This window comes from Mesorhizobium sp. M0185, from assembly GCF_040322175.1.
In the GTDB taxonomy this organism is placed as follows: domain Bacteria; phylum Pseudomonadota; class Alphaproteobacteria; order Rhizobiales; family Rhizobiaceae; genus Mesorhizobium.
Window position 1 is genome coordinate 52,927 of sequence record NZ_JAMYSY010000033.1, and the last position, 18,014, is coordinate 70,940.

The window sequence follows — 18,014 nt, forward strand, 5'->3', positions numbered from 1 at the left end:
TTCAACCCACGCTTTTGGCAATGCGATCGAACGCCATCAGCCGTTCAAGCAATGCGGGAAGATCCTTTAGCGGCACCATGTTGGGACCGTCGGAAGGCGCGTTGTCGGGGTCCTGGTGCGTCTCGATGAAGACGCCGGCGACGCCAACCGCGACGGCCGCGCGCGCCAGCGTCTCGACAAAGCGCCGGTCGCCTCCAGACGAACCGCCCTGCCCACCCGGCTGCTGCACGGAATGGGTGGCATCGAAAATCACCGGCGCGCCGATCTCGGCCATGATCGGCAGCGCCCGCATGTCGGACACCAGGGTGTTGTAACCAAAGGATGCGCCGCGCTCGGTGACCAAGACATTGGCGTTGCCGGAGCCGATGATTTTGGCGACGACGTTCTTCATGTCCCACGGCGCGAGGAATTGCCCCTTCTTCACATTGACCACCTTGCCGGTTCTTGCCGCAGCAATCAGCAAATCGGTCTGGCGGCTGAGGAAGGCAGGAATCTGCAGGATATCGGCATGCAGAGCGACGATCGCGCATTGTTCCTCAGTGTGGACGTCGGTCAGGATCGGCAGCGAAAAGTTCTTGCGCAAGTCGTCGAAGATCGGCATTGCCGCTTCAAGTCCCGCACCGCGCGTGCCGCCGAGCGAGGTGCGATTGGCCTTGTCGTAGCTGGTCTTGTAGACGAGTCCGATGCCGAGCCTTTCAGTCAATTCCTTTAGCGCACCAGCCATGTCGAAAGCGTGCTGCCGCGATTCCAGCTGGCATGGACCGGCGATCAGCGATAGGGGCGCGCTGTTGCCGAAAATGACCTTGCCGATCGCAATGGAAGAATTTGGCATCAGAGGATTGAGCTTGTTCATGCGATCTCCCGGAAAATGAAGGCTGCGCCCTGCCCTGGCGCCGGCGGCACGATGGTATCACCGCCGCGCATGTGGTGTTCGACGGAATTGGCTGCAAGCAGCTTGGCGACGGCATCGCCGTGCCTAATCGAAAAGACGATCCCAGCAAAGCGGAGTTCAGATGGTGCGCCGGCAGGAATGCCGAAGCGTGCCGAATAGGCTGCAGGATCCAGAACGGTCACGACGGCATTCGGCAGCTCATAGACAGTGCCGCCGCCCTGCGCCTCGATTCCGGCTGCGATCGAAATCAAACGGCCTTGTTCGAAAGGTTCGCCAGTGACTGCCACGACTTCGACAATGCCGGTTGCGCCATTAGCGTGGGCCTGCAGCGCAGTGCGGTCGACGTTCGGCGCATTGATCCGCTCGCAGGCGAAGAGAAAAGCGTCCGTTGCCTTGCCTGTAGCCGCGAAGGCCAGTTTGAACGATGCGGTGTCGCTCTTTCCCGTCGCATCGGTGAAGGCGCGCGAAAAGCTTAGCGCGTCTCCCGCCGACAGACCGGCTTCCATGTAGCGCGCGTGGTCCGCGGCGGCGCTTTCGGTGCCCAGCGCCACGGCAGAAAATCCTTCATCGCCGTTTTCTTCGCGATACGTGCGATCACGCACGACAAAGACATTGCGGTTCGCGATCGCCGTCGCCGCGGCCTGCCGGTCAGCGACCGCGAGCGGCTCGAGATAGGTGCCGTCGGTGAGAAAGACACAGCAGTTTTCCGTTCCGAAGGGATGGATACCCGTCGGCGCAACGGTAAAGCCGAGCAAGGTCAAGCGCGCCCGCGCAACATCGAGGCTCGCGGTCGGCAACACCAGGTGATCGAGCGGATGAGGGCTTGCGGAGGTGTTCTCGGTCATGTCCCGCGCGGTGTGCCTCATTCCTTAAAATCGTTCAAGGGCTTGGCCGGCGCCTCAGCGGAAAGACCACATCAGCGCGTAGGAGACGGCGGGTCGTCAACTTGCCACGATATCGGCCGAATAACGCAATTCGCGCAGCGGTTTTACCCGGCTGGTGGTCTCTGCATAGAGCGGATGCGCCTTGTAGGCGGCGAGCGCTGCCTTGTCCTCGAACTCGGCATAGACGACCACATCGATTTCATCCGAGAGTGGGTCGACCTTGGTGTTGAGCATCACCTCGAAATGGCGCGAGTGGGGTATCTCGCCGAGCGCCAGCAGACCCGTACGCACTGCCTCGACGTCCGCTTTACGCCGCGCGCTGAAGAAAACGATATGCCGGATCAACCCAGCCTCCTGGACCGTTGGACCGGCGTTCTTTTGTGTCAGCGGGAGCGTGCCGTCAATCGGCAGGATGTCGCGTCGCGAACCGTGACGAAGAAGAGAAACTACACCATGCTGGTTACATAGTGCACGACGCGGGTCACCTCCCTGATGGTCCTGTCGAGATAGCGGCCTTGGTTGTAAATGCCGTCCCAGATCAGGAAAAAGGTGACGGTCGTGATGATGATGACATAACGCATGGCTAAAACTAGCGTATATGGATGCTTGCAACCATAGTGATTCCGGCCCTGCTGGGACCCTCCCCGAATTTTAACGGCCTTTGGTCTGTCCGCTGCGATGCTTGCTGGCCAGAATGGCGCTACCGCTGCAGGGCGCCTTGGAAAGATAACCCCGCTCGGCTTCGACGACCGCTTCCCGCCTCGATCGACCAACTGCCACACGATTATTCCGGTGGGATTTCGACGGACGCGCTGGATCTGGTCATGCCGCCGTCAAGCGGCGTTTCGCACCACCTGCTTGAAGAGGCCCCCTGTCTCAAACGGATTGGCCGTATCGGGACAGTATCTTAACGCTGAGACAGTTTCGAGCCGACGCTCAAATCCTTGCCTCAAAGCGTGATGCGGTATTTTGCAAAGCCCGCTTCGCCCTCGCCCGCCGGCTCGATCTTCAGCGACTTCACTTGCGCAATAAACTCCTTCGCCTTGGCGCCGGTCTCGAATACGACGCTGGTTCCCGGTAGTGGCGCAAACGACCAGTTGGCGTCCGCCGACGGGTTGATGGTGCCTTTGCTGACGATATAGCGCACGATCACGTCGCGGTTGGTGTCGGGCGCTTCGTAGATGACTTTCGAGGCATTGATCTCCGGGAAATTGCCGCCGCCGCCGGCTCGGTAGTTGTTGGTGGCGACGACGAATTTCCGCATGGGACCAATTGGTTTGCCGTCGAACATCAAGTCAATGATGCGGGTCGAGCCGGTGTTCACCAGCCCGCCCTTCGAATCATATTTCGGTGGCTGCGACAGATCGATCTTGTATGTGACGCCGTCGATCACGTCGAAATTATAGGATGGGAAGTCAGTGTTGATGAGCGCCTGGTCGGCTTTGCCCGGTTCGATCCGGTTGAAGATGCCGGCCGACATTTCCAGCCATTCCTTCACCTCTGCCCCGGTGATTTCGACGGCGCGCACCGTGTTTGGATAGAGGTAGAGGTCGGCGACGTTCTTGATGGCGATATCGCCCACCGGCACGTCGGTGTAATAGTCGGCGCCGTTGCGCCCGCCCGCCTTGAACGGTGCCCCCGCCGACAACAGCGGCATATCCTTCCACTCTGTGTTCTTCAGGATGTCCTTCAAGTACCAGGTCTGCGCCTGGCTGACGATCTGCACCGATGGATCGTCGGCGACCAGCGCAAAATAGGAATAGAGCGGCGCCGAGGTTTTGCCGACCGGCCGGCGCACATAGGCAAGCGTCGCCTCGTGGTCCTGTTTGAGCGCGTCGACGATGCGCTGGTCGTCCGCGACGGTCGGCTTGTTCGTCTTGTCGACCCGCTCAAAGATCGGCCTGGCCTCAGAGGTCGTCGAAACGATTTTCCACGTTGATCCGTCGCGCTCCAGCAACAGATCGATCAGCCCCATGTGCGAGCCCCAGAAGCCGGCCATGACGGCGGGCTTGCCTTGCAACGTGCCTTTCGCCGTATCGACGGCGTCCAGCGACTGAAAGTCCTTCTTGCCGGGGAAGACCAGATGCTGGTGGCCGGTGAACACCGCATCGATACCTTCGACACCGGCAACGAAGAAGGAGGCGTTCTCCATCATGTCGCTTTGCTTCACGTCGATGCCGGAATGGGAGAGCGCAATGACGATGTCGGCGCCTTCTTCCTTCATTTGCGGCACCCACGCCTTGGCCGCCTCGACGATGTCGCGCGTCTTGACGCTGCCCTCGAGATTTTTCAGGTCCCAGACCATGATCTGCGGCGGCACGAAGCCGATGATGCCGATCCTGATCGGTTGCTCGGCGCCCGACCCGTCTTTGATCTTCCTGTCGAGGATGACGAAAGGCTTGAGATAAAGCTTGTCGTCGCGCGGGTTCGCGGCGAACTCCGTGCCGCGGATCAAATTCGCGCAGACAAACGGGAAATTGGCACCGGCCAGCACCTTGTCCATGAACGACAGGCCATAGTTGAACTCGTGGTTGCCGAGCGTCGAGCATTCGTAGCCGAGCAGGTTCATGCCCTTCATGACCGGATGCAGATCGCCATCCTTCATCCCCCTCTCGTAGGCGATGTAGTCGCCCATCGGGTTGCCTTGCAGAAGGTCGCCATTATCGATCAGCATCGCGTTGGTTGCTTCCTTGCGCACGGCTTCAATCAACGATGCCGTTCGCGACAGCCCCATCGTGTCGTTAGCTTTGTCGGCGTAGTAGTCGTAAGGCAGCACATTCACGTGGATGTCGGTCGTCTCCATAATCCTCAGATGCGCCTGATTGGTTTGAGCCCGGGCGGAGAACGGGTGCAGCATGATCAGCGCTCCGCTGGCGGCAAAGCCGGCGAGGAAATCGCGGCGTGAGACGAGGTGGCGCAATTGGGACATTCGTTTTCTCTTTCTTCCACGACGTGACAAGTCCTGCCCGAAGCAAAGCTTCGCGCCGAAATCCAGCCGAGTCCAGAAGCCGATTCCATCAAGAGGAGGTGACGCGCCGATGAATGTCCGGCAGCGAACAATCAGCCCTTATCGTCGTCGCCCTGCGTGATCAGCCGCGCGCTGCGCTGACCGGTGAAGTAGATCCATAGCCAACTCAGGGAAACCGCAAGCCGGTTACGAAAGCCGATCAGGAAGTAAATATGCGCCAAGCCCCACAGCCACCAGGCAAGCCGGCCGGTAAGCTTGATCCAGCCGAAATCGATGGCCGCCGCGCGCTTGCCTATCGTCGCCAAATCGCCGTCATGCCTGTAGCTGAAAGGACGCGGTGTCGCGTCACCGGCAAGCCTTGCCTTGATCGCCGTGGCGACGTGCCGTCCCTGCTGCTTGGCGGCGGGCGCGACGCCCGGCACCAGCCGGCCATCCGGTCGCAGGACGTGCGCTGCGTCACCGATGACGAAAATCTCCGGGTTTCCCGGCACACTCAAGTCGGGCTCGACAAGCACCCTGCCCGCGCGGTCCGCTGCCGCGCCGAGCCATTCGGCGGCCGGCGAAGCGGCGACGCCCGCCGCCCACAGGATTGTCCTGGCCGGCAAATGCCTGTCGCCGAAGACGACACCCTCGGCATCGCAGCGCGTAACCGCCCGGCCGAGTTCGACGGTCACGCCGAGCCGTTCGAGCGCCTTCATTGCATAATCGGAGAGTTCCGGCGCGAAATTCGCAAGAACGCGGTCGCCGGCCTCAATCAGCACCACACGCGTCTGCCGCGTGTCGATGTTGCGGAACTCGCCGCGCAGCGTGTCATGCGCCAGTTCGGCAATGGTGCCGGCCAATTCCACGCCGGTCGGCCCGCCGCCGACGATCGCCAGCGTCAGCAATGCCTGGCGCTGGGCGGGATCGGTTTCCCGCTCGGCCTGCTCGAAAGCCAAAAGAATACGCCGTCGAATGGTGGTGGCGTCCTCCAGTGTCTTCAGGCCCGGCGCGAACGGCTCCCATTCGTCATGGCCGAAATAGGCGTGCCGCGCACCGGTGGCCAACAGCAACGTGTCGTAGGCGACCGCTCCGCCGTCCTGCAGCAGCACGCGCTTGCCGGTGCGGTCGATGCTAGTCACAGTGGCAAGCAGCGTCGTCACATCCTTGCGTTTGCGCAGGAGATGGCGGATCGGCCAGGCGACTTCGGAGGTTGCCAGCGCCGTCGTCGCCACCTGGTAGAGCAGCGGCTGAAAGAGGTGATGATTGCGCCTATCGATCATGGTGATGCGCACCGGCGCGCTGGTAAGTGCGCGGGTGAATTCGAGGCCGCCGAAACCGGCGCCTACGACGACGACGTGATGGTTGGCTGTATTCATCTCACTCATCCCTCTCGCCAAGGGTGATGTAAGTATCCTTGTGCAGTGCAGCAATGCCTGCGCTGCAACTGCGTGGGAGTCGTCGCTTGATGTCGTGAATACGCATGCTGCAGACTCATTCCCGGATATAGCCTACGTCCCGGATATGGTTTGGTCGGAACAGTATATTGCAGGTGAAGCATGGCTAAGAATGAAGACGAAAGCTCAGCGCAATACGCCTCGCCGCCTTGTTTTATGCACGAGCTCGATCCGGAGTTCCAAGCGCCGCTATCCGACTGGACCGACGTAAGGCGCTGGCGCAAGGCCGAGCGCGAGCGGTTGATCGTATCCCGCCTTGCCGTTTCGGCCGACACGCGCGCAGCCATGTCGCAGCGCATTGCCGAAGGGCTCGACGCGGTGATCGGCGACATCGCCGGCCGCATGGTCAGCCTCTATTGGCCGTTTCGCGGCGAGCCGGACCTGCGCCCGTGGATGGAAACCGTTAACGCGCGGGGCGGGCGCACGGCGTTGCCCGTCGTTGTCGAGAAAGACCGGCCGCTTGTCTTTCGCGCCTATACCCACGGAGACCGGCTGGAGAAGGGCGTCTGGAATATCCCGATACCGGCCGAGGGTGATCCGGTGTTGCCCGACATCGTCATTTCGCCGATTGTCGGCATCGATCCTGGGCAGTTTCGCCTGGGTTATGGCGGCGGCTTCTTCGATCGCACGCTTGCCGCGATGCCCTTCAAACCGCTGGTCATCGGCGTCGGCTACGAACTGCAGCGCATCGTCACCATCTACCCGCAGCCGCACGACATTCCGATGGACCGTGTGGTGACCGAGGCAGTCAACACCTAGGCGAGTTCGGGCCTAGGCGAGTTCAGGCTTCATTCCCACGGCCGTGCGATCGACGATTTCGCGCAAGGCAAAAGACGAATTGATCTTCGTCACATGCGGCATTGCCGACAGCCACTCCTTGTGGATACGTTCGTAGTCGACGAGATCCTTTGCCGCTATGCGCAGGATGTAGTCATATTCGCCCGACATCAAATGGCAGGATAGGACGTTCGGGCAGCGCTTTATCGCTGCCTCGAAATCCGACAACGTCTTCTCGAATTGCCCGGACAGCGATATATGCACGATCGCCGTCATCTGGTGCCCAAGTGCAGCGTTGGACAGCCGTGCGTGATAGCCGCGGATGGTTCCGGATTTCTCCAGATTGTCCAGCCGCCGCGAACAGGCCGACTGCGACAGGCCAACCTTCTCGGCGAGCGCTGCGTTGGGTATCCGCCCGTCTTTCTGCAGCGTCTCGAGAATGGCGATATCAATCCTGTCGAGCGGCATTTTTGCGGGTTCCTGCGATAATTCTAATGTTTTGCGCAACGATTATCGAACAGTGGCCTCTCTGGCAAGCGCATTCGCAAACACTTACCGAACGATTCGTGGTTCACTATCTCTAGACAGGGAACGAGCCCCAAAGGGCCGGATCAGGAGAAAACAATGCGCGTCGGTTGCCCCCGGGAAATCAAGAACCATGAATACCGCGTCGGCCTGACACCGGGTTCGGTCCGTGAATATGTCGCGCATGGCCATGAAGTGCTGATCGAGACCGGCGCCGGCGCCGGCATCGGCGCCGATGACAACGCGTATCGCGCCGCCGGCGCCACGATTGCCAAAACGGCCGCCGACGTTTTTGCCAAGTCTGACATGATCGTGAAGGTCAAGGAGCCGCAGCCCAACGAATGGGTTCAGCTCCGCGACGGCCAGATCCTCTATACCTATCTGCATCTTGCCCCGGATCCGGAGCAGACCAAGGGCCTGCTGGCCTCCGGCGTGACCGCAATAGCCTACGAGACCGTCACCGACGAGCGCGGCGGTCTGCCGCTGCTAGCACCGATGTCGGAAGTCGCCGGCCGCCTGTCGATCCAGGCGGGCGCAACGGCGCTGCAAAAGGCCAATGGTGGCCGCGGCGTGCTACTTGGCGGCGTGCCCGGCGTGCTCCCCGGCAAGGTAACCGTGCTCGGCGGCGGCGTCGTCGGCCTGCATGCTGCACGGATGGCCGCCGGCCTTGGCGCCGACGTCACCATCATTGACCGCTCGATCCCGCGCCTGCGTCAGCTCGACGACATCTTTGGCGGCCGCGTCCACACCCGCTACTCGACCGTAGAGGCGCTGGAGGAAGAATGTTTTTCGGCTGACATCGTCGTCGGCGCCGTGCTGATCCCGGGGGCAGCAGCGCCCAAGCTGGTGACGCGCGAAATGCTGTCGGGCATGAAGAAAGGCGCCGTGCTGGTCGACGTCGCCATCGACCAGGGCGGCTGCTTCGAGACCTCGCACGCCACCACCCATGCCGAGCCGACCTATGAGGTCGACGGCGTCATCCACTATTGCGTCGCCAACATGCCGGGTGCGGTGCCGGTCACCTCGGCCCACGCGCTCAATAATGCGACGCTGCATTATGGCCTGCAGCTCGCCGACAAGGGCATAAAGGCGCTGGTAGACGACCACCATCTGCGCAACGGGCTGAACGTCCACAAGGGCAAGATCACGAATCGCGCAGTGGCCGAAGCGCTCGGTTACGACCTGGTCGAGCCGAAGGCCGTTCTCGCCGCCTGAGCTGTCCGAATCTGCCTCTCCAGTGCCCGTCGGATTCGTCCGACGGGTTTTTTCTTATGTCGAAAAACTGAAAAGTGTCGGGCGCGCGGAATAACCGGACAACAAAAAAGCGGAGCCAAAGCCCCGCTTCCTCGGTTGTCGAAAATTCCCGCCGGTTCATCCGCGGTCGGCAAATCGATCGACAGTGTCTTTCTACCGCTTGTATGCGACGGGAGTACGACAGCCCCAAGCCGGTGCAGCCTGTCCGGTTACGCGCGGTCGATCCGGCACTGATAACAATTGTTGCGCGCCGAGCGGATGTGGACGTAAGCGATGTCGTCGCGTTCGAACAACGTCTCTGCCCGTGCGGCAATGGCGTCGGTCGGAATGACGCCGCCGCTGCCGTAAACGATGCGGTCGTCCTTGCCATAACCGCGCACAATGTAATCGCTGCTTTCGAGCATTTCGGGAAGCATTTTCCCCTCGGCGGCGCGTTCGCATTCTTTCGCATGCAGAAAGATCGGCCCCGTTTCGGCATAAGGCTGCAGCTCCGGAAAAGGTCGATAGGCCAAAACAAGATAGGCCTCTCCCAAAGCAATATTTTTCAAGCAATGACGGCAAGGCACGCCGTCGCCATCCGAAATTTGCCGCTCTGGCTTCAAGCCATAAGCATCCGGCCCGCCGCGCTGAAGTGCCCGGACAGCATTGGTTGGCAAGGCTTTGAATTTTAGCGTCATGGCAAAATCTCCGGTGTCGTCGACCGGAAATTATGCTCGCAAGACAGCGTTTCCCACCCGATTCCTGCCGAAATGGATCAATCCATCAGCGCGTCGAGACCACGAACCAGACCTTTGATCTGCTGTACCCGTCTGATGGCGAGCAGCGTGCCCGCCACGTAAGGCGCCGCGGACGAGCCGGCGTCGTGGCGTATGGTCAGCCGCTCGTCTGGCAGACCGAACAGCGCCTCGCAGGACAGGATGTAGGACGGCAGGCGAAGCGCGTGCACTTGCACCCCCTCGCCTGCGCCGACCGCACCACCGCGTGTGGCCGGCACGCCGGAGACCTCGGAGACCGGCTTTGCCGTTGAGGCCTTGCGGATGTCGGCCAGCGCTTCAGCAAGCTCTCGTGCGGTTCCGGAGGGCGCGTCGGGCTTCTTTGCACTAGCATAATCGATGACCTCGACATCCGGCACGTATTTTGCCGCCATAAGTGCAAACCGCTTCATCAGCGTGGCGGTGATGGAAAAGTTGCCAGCGGCAACAACGCCGACGCCATTGGCGCGCGCCGCGGCGTCGATCTCGGCATAGTCGGCAGCTCCCAGTCCCGACGTGCCGATCACCGTGTCCCGTCCGTTGTCGATGGCGAGCAGCACATGGTCTTTCACGACATGCGGCTTGGTAAAGTCGACCAGCACGTCCGACGGCGCCTCCAGCGCCTCGGCCAGCGAGGCCGAAACGGCAATACCATTAGCCGGCATACCAACCAGCAGACCGGAATCCTGCCCCGCTCCGCTGCGTGATACAGCCCCGGCCAGCGCCATGTCGCCTTGCGCCCCGATCGCCGGAACCAGCGCTTTGCCGACCCAGCCGGTCGCGCCGGCCATTACCACGCGTATTGCCATCGTGCGATCCTCCATCACCCATCGGTTTTTAGACGATAGCGATATGGAAAGAGCCAAGCTCATTCAAGTCGGGCTCGCCTTTGAGTGTTGATCCAGAGACTCTGGGACATTGCAAAGACAAGCTGAAGCGCGGATGAACGGGCCTGAAAATCAGGGCCGCATGACGCTGGCCGCGCGCTCGGCAAAAGACATCGGATGTACGACCTCCTTTTTTTGCGCCACTGGCGTAAAGCCGAGTTTTTGATAGAGCGGCAGTGCTGCTGGGTGATCGAGGGTGCAGGTCTGCACCGTCACCCGCTTTGGCCCGTGCGACCATGCCGCGGCGATTGCCGCACCGAGGAACCAGCGGCCGATGCCTTGCCCGGTCGCGTGCTCCATCATTCCGAAATAAGCGAGTTCCACTTCCTCCGGCAAATGCGGCTTGAGGTCGAAGAAGCCGGCCGGCGCACCATCCAGATAAAGCACCCTGATGTCGCGGTCCTCGCGGTGGATGCCCGCCGCAAGCTCCTCGTCGCTCAGCCTCAACACATTGACCCAGTGCCATTTGCGCCCGACCCGATCCATCAAATAGCGGTAGAAATGCAGGGGAATGTCTTTGGTCTTGAGCAGCGCGATCTGGCGGTTGTACGGCAGCGGCGGCGAATAGGCAGGCGGCACATGCATTTCGAGAAACGTCACGGTGACATCGATGTCTTCCAGCGATCCGTCTTCCATCACCGTCAGTCCTTGCCCGTCACGACGGGCGTGTCGGAAAGCCCGCCCCATTCGGTCCATGAACCGTCATAAAGCCTGTTGTCGGCATGGCCAAGCGTCTCCAAAGCTAGCGTGACGGCTGCCGCGGTGACGCCCGACCCGCAGGAGGTGACGACCGGCTTCGACAGGTCGATGCCGGCTCCTTCGATCGCTTTGCGCAGCCTGTCCTTCGGCAACAATTCGCCGTTTTCCGAAAGCGCCGAAAACGGCACGTTGTGCGCGCCCGGCATATGGCCCGAGCGGATGCCGGGGCGCGGCTCCGGCTCGGTGCCGGCAAAACGGCCAGGCGAGCGCGCGTCGGCGATCTGGCTCTCCCCCGTCTCGACGATCCGGCGCATGTCGGCAAGGCTGGCGACGCGGGCGGCATCGAAGTTGGCATAAAACACGCAAGGCGCGATCTTCGTCGGCTCCGCCGTCACCGGCCGTCCGGCGGCTTTCCAACGATCGAAGCCGCCGTCGAGTATATAGACCTGGAACACGCCCATGACGCGAAACAACCACCAGGCGCGCGGTGCAGAAAAGAACCCTGGCCCGTCATAGACAACAATCGTGTCATCGGCCGAAATACCCATCGCGCCGACATATTGCGCGAAATGCTGCGGCGACGGCAGCGTGTGCGGCAGAGCCGCGTCGGGGTCCGAAACCGCATCCTGGTCGAGGAAGCGGGCGCCTGGAATATGCGCTACGTCGTACTCGGCGCGCGCGTCACGCTTTTGCGCCGGCAGATACCAAGACGCGTCGACAATCGTCAGGCCGGGTTCGCCGAGCCGCTTCTGTAACCAATCGGCATCGATGGTGAAAGGACTGTCGTCGGCCATCTCTTCTCTCCTGTCCCGCCCGTCGCAGTCCTATATCAGGCTGGCGGCATAGGACCAAAGCGAATGCGGAAGCGCCGGTTCTCGCGGCCCTTCTTCTCGATCTTGCCGACATGGATCTCGCCGATTTCGCTGGTGCTCTTTACATGGGTGCCGCCGCAAGGCTGGCTGTCGATCGAAGCGTTCTCGCCGATGCAGACCAATCGGATCCTTCCCGTGCCGGCCGGGGGCCGCACATTCTTGGATTTCACCAGGCCCGGATTGGATGCCAGTTCCTCGTCGGAAATGAGCCGGGTGAAGATCGGGTGGTCGGCTCGCACCAGCTCCATCAGTCTGGCCGTCACGTCTTCCTTGGTAAAGCCGGCGTCCGGGATGTCGAAATCAATACGGCTGTCGTCCTCGGAAACCGCGGCGCCGGTGATCGGGAACGGACAGACGACGGTAAGCAGGTGGCAGGCAGAATGCATGCGCATCAGCAACTGCCGCCGCGGCCAGTCGATGGCGAGCCTCATGCGCTCGCCCACCTTTGGAACTGCCTGCTCCGGCGCCGGCACATGGATGATCTCGTCCTTGGTTTCGCCGGTGATCGTAGCGGCAATCGCTATGCCGGTGCCGTCGGCGCGTTCGAGGCTGCCGGTGTCGCCCGGCTGCCCGCCCGATGTGGCGTAAAACACCGTCCGGTCCAGAATGATGCCGCCGCGATCATTGACTGCGACGACGGTGGCGTCGGCCGTTCCCAGATAGGCGTCGTCACGAAACAGCGCTTCGGTCTTGTGCGCCATCACGTAACCCTTTCGAACGGTACCGAAATCGTGCGCTGTTGCTCCATCCAGCCCGGCACCGGCAGCTTCTTTTCGCGCAGGAATTCAGGATTGAACAGCTTCGACTGGTAGCGCGTGCCGTAGTCGCAAAGCATGGTCACGATGGTGTGGCCGGGGCCTAGCTCGCGCGCCAGGCGAATGGTGCCGGCAATGTTGATGCCCGTCGAACCGCCAACGCAAAGCCCCTCCTCCTGGATCAGGTCGAATACGATCGGCAGCGCGTCCTCGTCGGCGATCTGGAAGGCAAAATCGGGTGTAAAGCCTTGGAGGTTGGCGGTGATCCGCCCCTGCCCGATGCCTTCGGTGATCGAACTGCCCTCGGATTTCAGCTCGCCGCTGGTGTAGAAGGAATAGAGCGCTGCCCCCAGCGGATCGGCCAGTGCGATCTTGACCTGGTTGTTTTTGGCCTTCAGCCCGAAACCGACGCCTGCCAGAGTGCCGCCGGAACCGACCGCCGACACGAAACCATCCACCTTGCCGTCGGTCTGGTTCCAGATTTCTTCGGCCGTGGTGCGGATATGGCCGTCACGGTTGGCGACATTGTCGAACTGGTTGGCCCAGATCGCGCCGTTCGGCTCGCTCTTCGCCATCTGCTCGGCCAGCCGGCCCGACAGCTTCACGTAATTGTTCGGGTTCTTGTAAGGCACGGCGGGCACTTCGATGAGCTCGGCGCCGAGCAGTTTGATTGTATCCTTCTTCTCCTGGCTCTGGGTGTCGGGAATGACGATCACCGTGCGGTAGCCGAGCGCCTTGGCAACCAGTGTCAATCCGATGCCGGTATTTCCGGCCGTCCCCTCGACGATGACGCCGCCGGGCCGCAGCAGCCTGCGCTGCTCCGCATCGCGGATGATAAACAGGCCGGCGCGGTCCTTTACCGACTGCCCGGGATTCATGAATTCGGCCTTGCCCAGGATCTCGCAGCCGGTTGCTTCCGAGGCCTTGTTGAGGCGGATCAGGGGCGTGTTGCCGATCACGTCGATCACAGAACGGGGCATGGAGATTCCTTTGTGGGTGCGGCGAAACCCTAGAAACCCGAAGCTTCGGTTTCAAGGCAAGAATTTGCCTGGTCCAGTCGCATTTCGCACACTGCAATTCCTGCAGCCAGGAGCGCCCGACCGGTATTCATTTCAACCATGTACCGAAAAGCACTCTTTTCATTCGATTTCTTCACCGGTAGAGCACAGGCTAAGAAGAGCCGGCGGGGCGCAACATGACACTCTATCGGGCCAATCCGAAGCATGGCGTCGCCTGGATTACGGGCGGCAGCAGCGGTATCGGCCGTTCGCTGGCCAAGGATCTTGCCGCTCGGGGCTATGTCGTCGCGGTGACTGCGCCAGATGACCATCCGATCGATACGCTCATCGTCGAAACGGCGCAGATGGCGGGCCGTGTCGCAGCCTATCCTTGCGACGTGACCGACGAAAAACGCATGGCGAAGACGGTTGCAGCGATCGAGAAAGATCTCGGTCCGATCGTGTTGGCAGTGTTCAACGCTGGAAGCTATATCGCAACGCCGGGCGAGGATCTTGTGGCGCGCAATTTCCGTCGGTCTTTCGAAGTCAATTATTTTGGCATCATCAATGGCCTGCTGCCGGTCATCGAACGCATGCGCGTGCGCTCGCGCGGCCATGTCGTGCTGATCGGTTCGGTCACCGCCTATTTCGGCTGGCCCACCACCGCCGCCTATGGCGGCACCAAGGCGGCGGTCAATATCCTGGCCGAGTCGCTGAAATACGATTTCGACAAGATGAACGTCCGCATCCAGGTGATTAATCCGGGCTTTGTCGACACGCGGCTGACCGAAAAGAACTTCCTGCCGATGCCGGGCTTGATGCCGGTCAATCTGGCCTCGCGCCGCATCGCGCAAGGCATCGAATACGGCGGCTTCGAAGTCACTTTCCCACGCCGCCTGAGTTGGACGCTGAAGTTGCTCAGGATGCTGCCGGGGCCGTTCTGCCGATGGGTGATCAGCACGGTCACCCGCTGGAATGCGCGGCCATTGAATTTCGACCGCAAGCCGCCAGTCGAGTAGGATCGGTGATGGGCGAGCGATCGTGTTTGCGGGTCGCTGGGGCGCCGCACATGAATTGGTGCCGGTCGACGATACCGGCGACCCGGACAACCACGTCATTGCCGGCGACGCGCTGTCGCATCGACCACGGCTTTCCTCGCGCAGCGGATCGTCGTGTCGATCGAGGCGGTGGTAAGGTGACCCAAAGGCCCCCAAGCAAGAGGGCGACCGAAGCATCGCTCCGGTCGCCCTCTTCAATCGTGTGTGACCAAGCCAGGCTTGGCCGACCGCAACACGGTCAGATTATGCGGCCCGCGCTGCTGGCCGCTTGCCGCCGAAGCGGCGCTTGTTATTGCCCTTGAAGGGCTTGGCGCCTTCCGGCTTGCGCTCGCCCGCAAAGGCCGGCTTGTCGCCGAACCGCTTCTTGCCGAAGCCGTTGTTTGCGCCGCTGGGCCGCCTGCCGTCGCGACGGCCATTGTGGTCGTTGCGATCATTGGCCGGTTCGAAGCTGCGCTCGTTCTTCTCGGCGGGATTGCGCTGCGGATCGGGGCTGCCGAGATGGTCGGCAACGATCGGCAGCTTGGTGCGGATGATGCGCTCGACCTGACGCAGCTTGCTGTTTTCAGACGGGTCGCAGAGTGTGATGGCGATGCCGTCCATGCCGTTGCGGCCGGTGCGGCCGATCCGGTGGACATAGCTCTCCGCCTCGTCCGGCAGGTCGAAATTCACCACATGGCTGATGCCGGGCACGTCGATGCCGCGTGCCGCAATGTCGGTCGCCACGAGAATGCGCACCGAACCCTCACGGAAATCGTTGAGTGCCTTCTGACGGGCATTCTGCGACTTGTTGCCGTGGATGACAGCGGCCTTGAAGCCGTCGCGCTCGAGATCCTTGGTCACCCTGTCGGCGCCATGCTTGGTGCGCGAGAAGATGATGACGGACTTCATCGCCTCACCGGCAAGCATGTTGGCCAGCACCTGGCGCTTCTGCTTGGTGCGGGCAAAGACGACACCCTGCACGATTTCGGCTGCCGCGGTGCTGTGAGGAGCGACTTCGACGCGGATCGGGTTCTTCAGCAGGCCTTTCGCCAGTTCGGCGATCTCGGCCGGCATAGTCGCCGAGAACAGCACCGTCTGACGGTCCGGCGCCGTTGCCTTGGCGATGCGCTTCACGTCGTTGATGAAGCCCATGTCGAGCATGCGGTCGCCTTCGTCGAGCACCAGCCATTTGGTGTCGGCAAGCATCAGGTCGCCTTCACGCACAAGGTCGGTCAGCCGACCGGGCGTTGCGATCAGGATGTCGACGCCGGGCGCAACCTTCTTCACCTGGCTGAAGCGCGAGACGCCGCCCAGCACGAGCGCGGTCGATACATGCGCGCCCTTGGCGAGCAGCTTGATCATCTCCTCGATCTGCACCGCGAGTTCACGTGTCGGCGCCAGGATCAGCGCGCGGGCCGTCTTCGGCCGGCGCTTGGTGCCAAGTGCGATGATCTTCGACAGGATCGGCAGCGCGAACGCCGCCGTCTTGCCCGAGCCGGTCTGGGCGATGCCGAAAATGTCGCGGCCTTCGAGCTGCGGCGGGATCGCCTGGGCCTGGATCGGCTTCGGATCGGTAAAGCCGGCGGCATTGGTGGCCTTGAGCAGTGCGCCGGTAATTCCAAGTGCGGCGAAACCGTTCAGTTCCCCAGTGTCCTTACCGGTCAAAGTGTTTTCATTGGTCAAAATATTCTTCTTTCATGCGGCTCCTGGCCGCAAACATCAATGGGCGGCAGGGCGCAACCTGCCGTCGAAAATTGTCATGAAACGACAAGGCGGGCGGACATTATCGTCCGCACGGCTGCGCTGTCGTGCCCGCAGGCATCATGCCACGGGGCTTTTTCGCCACCTTGCCGATCTGTCGGGAAGAGGGAAAACAGACGCAACCAGTCTCATTCGTCGAGAAGGCCGGATTATCCCGGCCCAAGCGCCTATGCCGCCGCATATGGCCCAGTTCCCATCGAAATGCAAGGGGCCCGATGCTGCAGCGCAGCAAAAGCCATGAGGAAGCGGCGCTTGCGCTCTCTCGCGGGCATGATTACCACAATGCAGCTTTCCGTTTCGGGGACCGGTCATGAAGGACGTGCTGAAGGAACTCGAGCGCCGCCGCGAGATCGCCCGCATGGGCGGCGGCCAGGCCCGCATCGACGCCCAGCACAAGAAGGGCAAGCTGACCGCCCGCGAACGCATAGACGTCTTTCTCGACGAGGGCTCGTTCGAGGAGTTCGACATGTATGTCGAGCACCGCTCGACCGATTTCGGCATGGAGAAAACCAAGATCGCCGGCGACGGCGTCGTTACGGGCTGGGGCACCGTCAACGGTCGCCCGGTCTATCTTTTCGCCAAGGATTTCACCGTGTTCGGCGGCTCGCTGTCCGAGGCGCATGCCGAAAAGGTGGTCAAGGTCCAGGAGATGGCGCTGCGCAATCGCGCGCCGATCATCGGCCTTTACGACGCCGGCGGCGCCCGCATCCAGGAAGGCGTGGCGGCGCTCGGCGGCTATGCCGAGATCTTCCAGCGCAATGTACTGGCCTCTGGCGTCATCCCGCAGATTTCACTGATCATGGGCCCCTGCGCCGGCGGCGATGTCTATTCGCCGGCGATGACTGACTTCATCTTCATGGTTCGCGAAACCTCCTACATGTTCGTCACCGGGCCGGATGTGGTGAAGACCGTCACCAACGAGACGGTCACCGCCGAAAGCCTCGGCGGCGCTTCTATCCACACGACGAAGTCCTCGATCGCCGACGGAGCCTACGACAATGACGTCGAGGCGCTGCTGCAGATGCGCCGGCTGGTCGATCTGCTGCCCGCTTCCAACACGGCGGAAATTCCCGAGATCGAATGCTACCAGTCGGTCACCGATCACGATCTGTCGCTCGACAGGCTGATCCCCGACAATGCCAACAAACCCTACGACATCAAAGAGTTGATCCTTAAAGTTGCCGACGAGGGTGACTTCTTCGAGATCCAGCAGAATTTTGCGAAAAACATCGTCACCGGCTTCGGCCGTATCGAGGGCCGCACCGTCGGCTTCGTCGCCAACCAGCCGATGGTGCTGGCCGGCGTGCTCGATTCGGATGCCAGCCGCAAGGCGGCTCGTTTCGTGCGATTCTGCGACTGCTTCTCGATCCCGATCGTCACCTTCGTCGACGTGGCGGGGGTGTTTGCCCGCCCCCCGCCGGGAAATTGTGGGGTTTTTAAACACCGCGCCCAGCATGTGTTTGGCGATGCCGCAGCGCCCCGGGCCAAAAAAAACCGCATCAACACAAAAGCCGTAT

Annotated in this window: 18 protein-coding genes and 1 pseudogene; 5 read left to right on the forward strand and 14 right to left on the reverse strand. The window is 61.7% G+C overall.

Annotation, left to right across the window (positions count from 1 at the left end; translation table 11 throughout):
• Position 1: 1 nt before the first annotated feature.
• From kdsA to NKJ20_RS23245, 6 genes are all read right to left on the reverse strand, one after another.
• Positions 2-853 (reverse strand): 3-deoxy-8-phosphooctulonate synthase, encoded by an 852-nt coding sequence (gene kdsA / locus NKJ20_RS23220; RefSeq protein WP_352448946.1) that lies wholly within the window; start codon positions 851-853, stop codon positions 2-4.
• A complete protein-coding gene (locus tag NKJ20_RS23225) occupies positions 850-1,737 on the reverse strand; it encodes a VOC family protein (RefSeq protein WP_352747266.1) in 888 nt (295 codons plus the stop codon). Before NKJ20_RS23225 ends, kdsA begins: the two co-directional genes overlap by 4 nt.
• Positions 1,738-1,833: 96 nt before the next feature.
• Entirely contained in the window at positions 1,834-2,121 is a 288-nt protein-coding gene (locus NKJ20_RS23230) for a Dabb family protein (RefSeq protein ID WP_352747268.1), read from the reverse strand.
• A gap of 101 nt (positions 2,122-2,222) precedes the next feature.
• A complete protein-coding gene (locus tag NKJ20_RS23235; protein WP_023675095.1) occupies positions 2,223-2,357 on the reverse strand; it encodes a hypothetical protein in 135 nt (44 codons plus the stop codon).
• Between the two features lie 368 nt (positions 2,358-2,725).
• Entirely contained in the window at positions 2,726-4,705 is a 1,980-nt protein-coding gene (locus tag NKJ20_RS23240; RefSeq protein ID WP_352747269.1) for a bifunctional 2',3'-cyclic-nucleotide 2'-phosphodiesterase/3'-nucleotidase, read from the reverse strand.
• A 131-nt stretch (positions 4,706-4,836) separates the two neighbouring features.
• Positions 4,837-6,102: an NAD(P)/FAD-dependent oxidoreductase gene (locus NKJ20_RS23245; protein ID WP_352747271.1), complete on the reverse strand. Its 1,266-nt coding sequence runs from the start codon at positions 6,100-6,102 to the stop codon at positions 4,837-4,839.
• Positions 6,103-6,282: 180 nt separating this feature from the next.
• Here NKJ20_RS23245 and NKJ20_RS23250 point away from each other — a divergent pair, with 180 nt between their 5' ends.
• Positions 6,283-6,939 (forward strand): 5-formyltetrahydrofolate cyclo-ligase, encoded by a 657-nt coding sequence (locus NKJ20_RS23250; RefSeq protein ID WP_352747274.1) that lies wholly within the window; start codon positions 6,283-6,285, stop codon positions 6,937-6,939.
• Positions 6,940-6,951: 12 nt separating this feature from the next.
• On the opposite strand, the gene NKJ20_RS23255 is transcribed toward NKJ20_RS23250, so the two are convergent.
• Positions 6,952-7,425, reverse strand: coding sequence for an Lrp/AsnC family transcriptional regulator (locus tag NKJ20_RS23255; RefSeq protein WP_023675099.1), 474 nt, complete (start codon positions 7,423-7,425; stop codon positions 6,952-6,954).
• 156 nt (positions 7,426-7,581) lie between these two features.
• Between NKJ20_RS23255 and ald the strand changes: the two genes are divergently transcribed.
• Positions 7,582-8,697, forward strand: a complete 1,116-nt coding sequence (gene ald, locus NKJ20_RS23260) for an alanine dehydrogenase (RefSeq protein ID WP_352747277.1) — start codon at positions 7,582-7,584, stop codon at positions 8,695-8,697.
• Between the two features lie 248 nt (positions 8,698-8,945).
• On the opposite strand, the gene NKJ20_RS23265 is transcribed toward ald, so the two are convergent.
• The 6 genes from NKJ20_RS23265 to NKJ20_RS23290 all read right to left on the reverse strand — a co-directional run bounded on the left by NKJ20_RS23265 (position 8,946) and on the right by NKJ20_RS23290 (position 13,681).
• Positions 8,946-9,413, reverse strand: coding sequence for a DUF1203 domain-containing protein (locus tag NKJ20_RS23265; protein ID WP_352471826.1), 468 nt, complete (start codon positions 9,411-9,413; stop codon positions 8,946-8,948).
• 77 nt (positions 9,414-9,490) lie between these two features.
• Entirely contained in the window at positions 9,491-10,297 is an 807-nt protein-coding gene (gene dapB / locus NKJ20_RS23270; RefSeq protein WP_352747279.1) for a 4-hydroxy-tetrahydrodipicolinate reductase, read from the reverse strand.
• A 150-nt stretch (positions 10,298-10,447) separates the two neighbouring features.
• Positions 10,448-11,011 carry a GNAT family N-acetyltransferase gene (locus tag NKJ20_RS23275; RefSeq protein WP_352448953.1) on the reverse strand — a complete coding sequence of 188 codons (564 nt, stop codon included), beginning with the start codon at positions 11,009-11,011 and terminating at the stop codon, positions 10,448-10,450.
• A gap of 5 nt (positions 11,012-11,016) precedes the next feature.
• The gene (sseA, locus tag NKJ20_RS23280) at positions 11,017-11,868 is read right to left on the reverse strand and encodes a 3-mercaptopyruvate sulfurtransferase (protein ID WP_352747282.1); all 852 of its coding nucleotides are present in this window, start codon (positions 11,866-11,868) and stop codon (positions 11,017-11,019) included.
• Between the two features lie 35 nt (positions 11,869-11,903).
• A complete protein-coding gene (locus tag NKJ20_RS23285) occupies positions 11,904-12,647 on the reverse strand; it encodes an alanyl-tRNA editing protein (protein ID WP_352705485.1) in 744 nt (247 codons plus the stop codon).
• Positions 12,647-13,681, reverse strand: coding sequence for a cysteine synthase A (locus tag NKJ20_RS23290; protein WP_352747285.1), 1,035 nt, complete (start codon positions 13,679-13,681; stop codon positions 12,647-12,649). The genes NKJ20_RS23285 and NKJ20_RS23290 overlap by 1 nt, the downstream gene beginning before the upstream one ends.
• A 215-nt stretch (positions 13,682-13,896) precedes the next feature.
• Between NKJ20_RS23290 and NKJ20_RS23295 the strand changes: the two genes are divergently transcribed.
• The gene (locus NKJ20_RS23295; protein ID WP_352747288.1) at positions 13,897-14,718 is read left to right on the forward strand and encodes an SDR family NAD(P)-dependent oxidoreductase; all 822 of its coding nucleotides are present in this window, start codon (positions 13,897-13,899) and stop codon (positions 14,716-14,718) included.
• A 28-nt stretch (positions 14,719-14,746) separates the two neighbouring features.
• Positions 14,747-14,898 (forward strand): annotated as a pseudogene (locus tag NKJ20_RS23300) (alpha/beta hydrolase); the annotation flags it as partial.
• A gap of 102 nt (positions 14,899-15,000) precedes the next feature.
• Here the strand turns inward: NKJ20_RS23300 and NKJ20_RS23305 are convergent.
• Complete coding sequence (locus NKJ20_RS23305; protein WP_352705481.1) at positions 15,001-16,419, reverse strand: DEAD/DEAH box helicase; 1,419 nt, start codon at positions 16,417-16,419, stop codon at positions 15,001-15,003.
• Between the two features lie 388 nt (positions 16,420-16,807).
• Here NKJ20_RS23305 and NKJ20_RS23310 point away from each other — a divergent pair.
• On the forward strand, positions 16,808-18,014 hold a 1,207-nt coding region (locus NKJ20_RS23310; RefSeq protein WP_352747291.1), incomplete at its 3' end, for an acyl-CoA carboxylase subunit beta.

Bases quoted from the DNA above. Each gene is read 5' to 3' on its own strand.
- NKJ20_RS23250 (WP_352747274.1), top strand. From the start codon at position 6,283: ATGGCTAAGAATGAAGACGAAAGCTCAGCGCAATACGCCTCGCCGCCT.
- NKJ20_RS23235 (WP_023675095.1), bottom strand. From the start codon at position 2,357: ATGCGTTATGTCATCATCATCACGACCGTCACCTTTTTCCTGATCTGG.
- NKJ20_RS23245 (WP_352747271.1), bottom strand. From the start codon at position 6,102: ATGAATACAGCCAACCATCACGTCGTCGTCGTAGGCGCCGGTTTCGGC.
- sseA (WP_352747282.1), bottom strand. From the start codon at position 11,868: ATGGCCGACGACAGTCCTTTCACCATCGATGCCGATTGGTTACAGAAG.
- NKJ20_RS23290 (WP_352747285.1), bottom strand. From the start codon at position 13,681: ATGCCCCGTTCTGTGATCGACGTGATCGGCAACACGCCCCTGATCCGC.
- dapB (WP_352747279.1), bottom strand. From the start codon at position 10,297: ATGGCAATACGCGTGGTAATGGCCGGCGCGACCGGCTGGGTCGGCAAA.
- NKJ20_RS23240 (WP_352747269.1), bottom strand. From the start codon at position 4,705: ATGTCCCAATTGCGCCACCTCGTCTCACGCCGCGATTTCCTCGCCGGC.
- NKJ20_RS23255 (WP_023675099.1), bottom strand. From the start codon at position 7,425: ATGCCGCTCGACAGGATTGATATCGCCATTCTCGAGACGCTGCAGAAA.
- NKJ20_RS23295 (WP_352747288.1), top strand. From the start codon at position 13,897: ATGACACTCTATCGGGCCAATCCGAAGCATGGCGTCGCCTGGATTACG.
- NKJ20_RS23265 (WP_352471826.1), bottom strand. From the start codon at position 9,413: ATGACGCTAAAATTCAAAGCCTTGCCAACCAATGCTGTCCGGGCACTT.
- NKJ20_RS23225 (WP_352747266.1), bottom strand. From the start codon at position 1,737: ATGACCGAGAACACCTCCGCAAGCCCTCATCCGCTCGATCACCTGGTG.
- kdsA (WP_352448946.1), bottom strand. From the start codon at position 853: ATGAACAAGCTCAATCCTCTGATGCCAAATTCTTCCATTGCGATCGGC.
- NKJ20_RS23275 (WP_352448953.1), bottom strand. From the start codon at position 11,011: ATGGAAGACGGATCGCTGGAAGACATCGATGTCACCGTGACGTTTCTC.
- ald (WP_352747277.1), top strand. From the start codon at position 7,582: ATGCGCGTCGGTTGCCCCCGGGAAATCAAGAACCATGAATACCGCGTC.
- NKJ20_RS23285 (WP_352705485.1), bottom strand. From the start codon at position 12,647: ATGGCGCACAAGACCGAAGCGCTGTTTCGTGACGACGCCTATCTGGGA.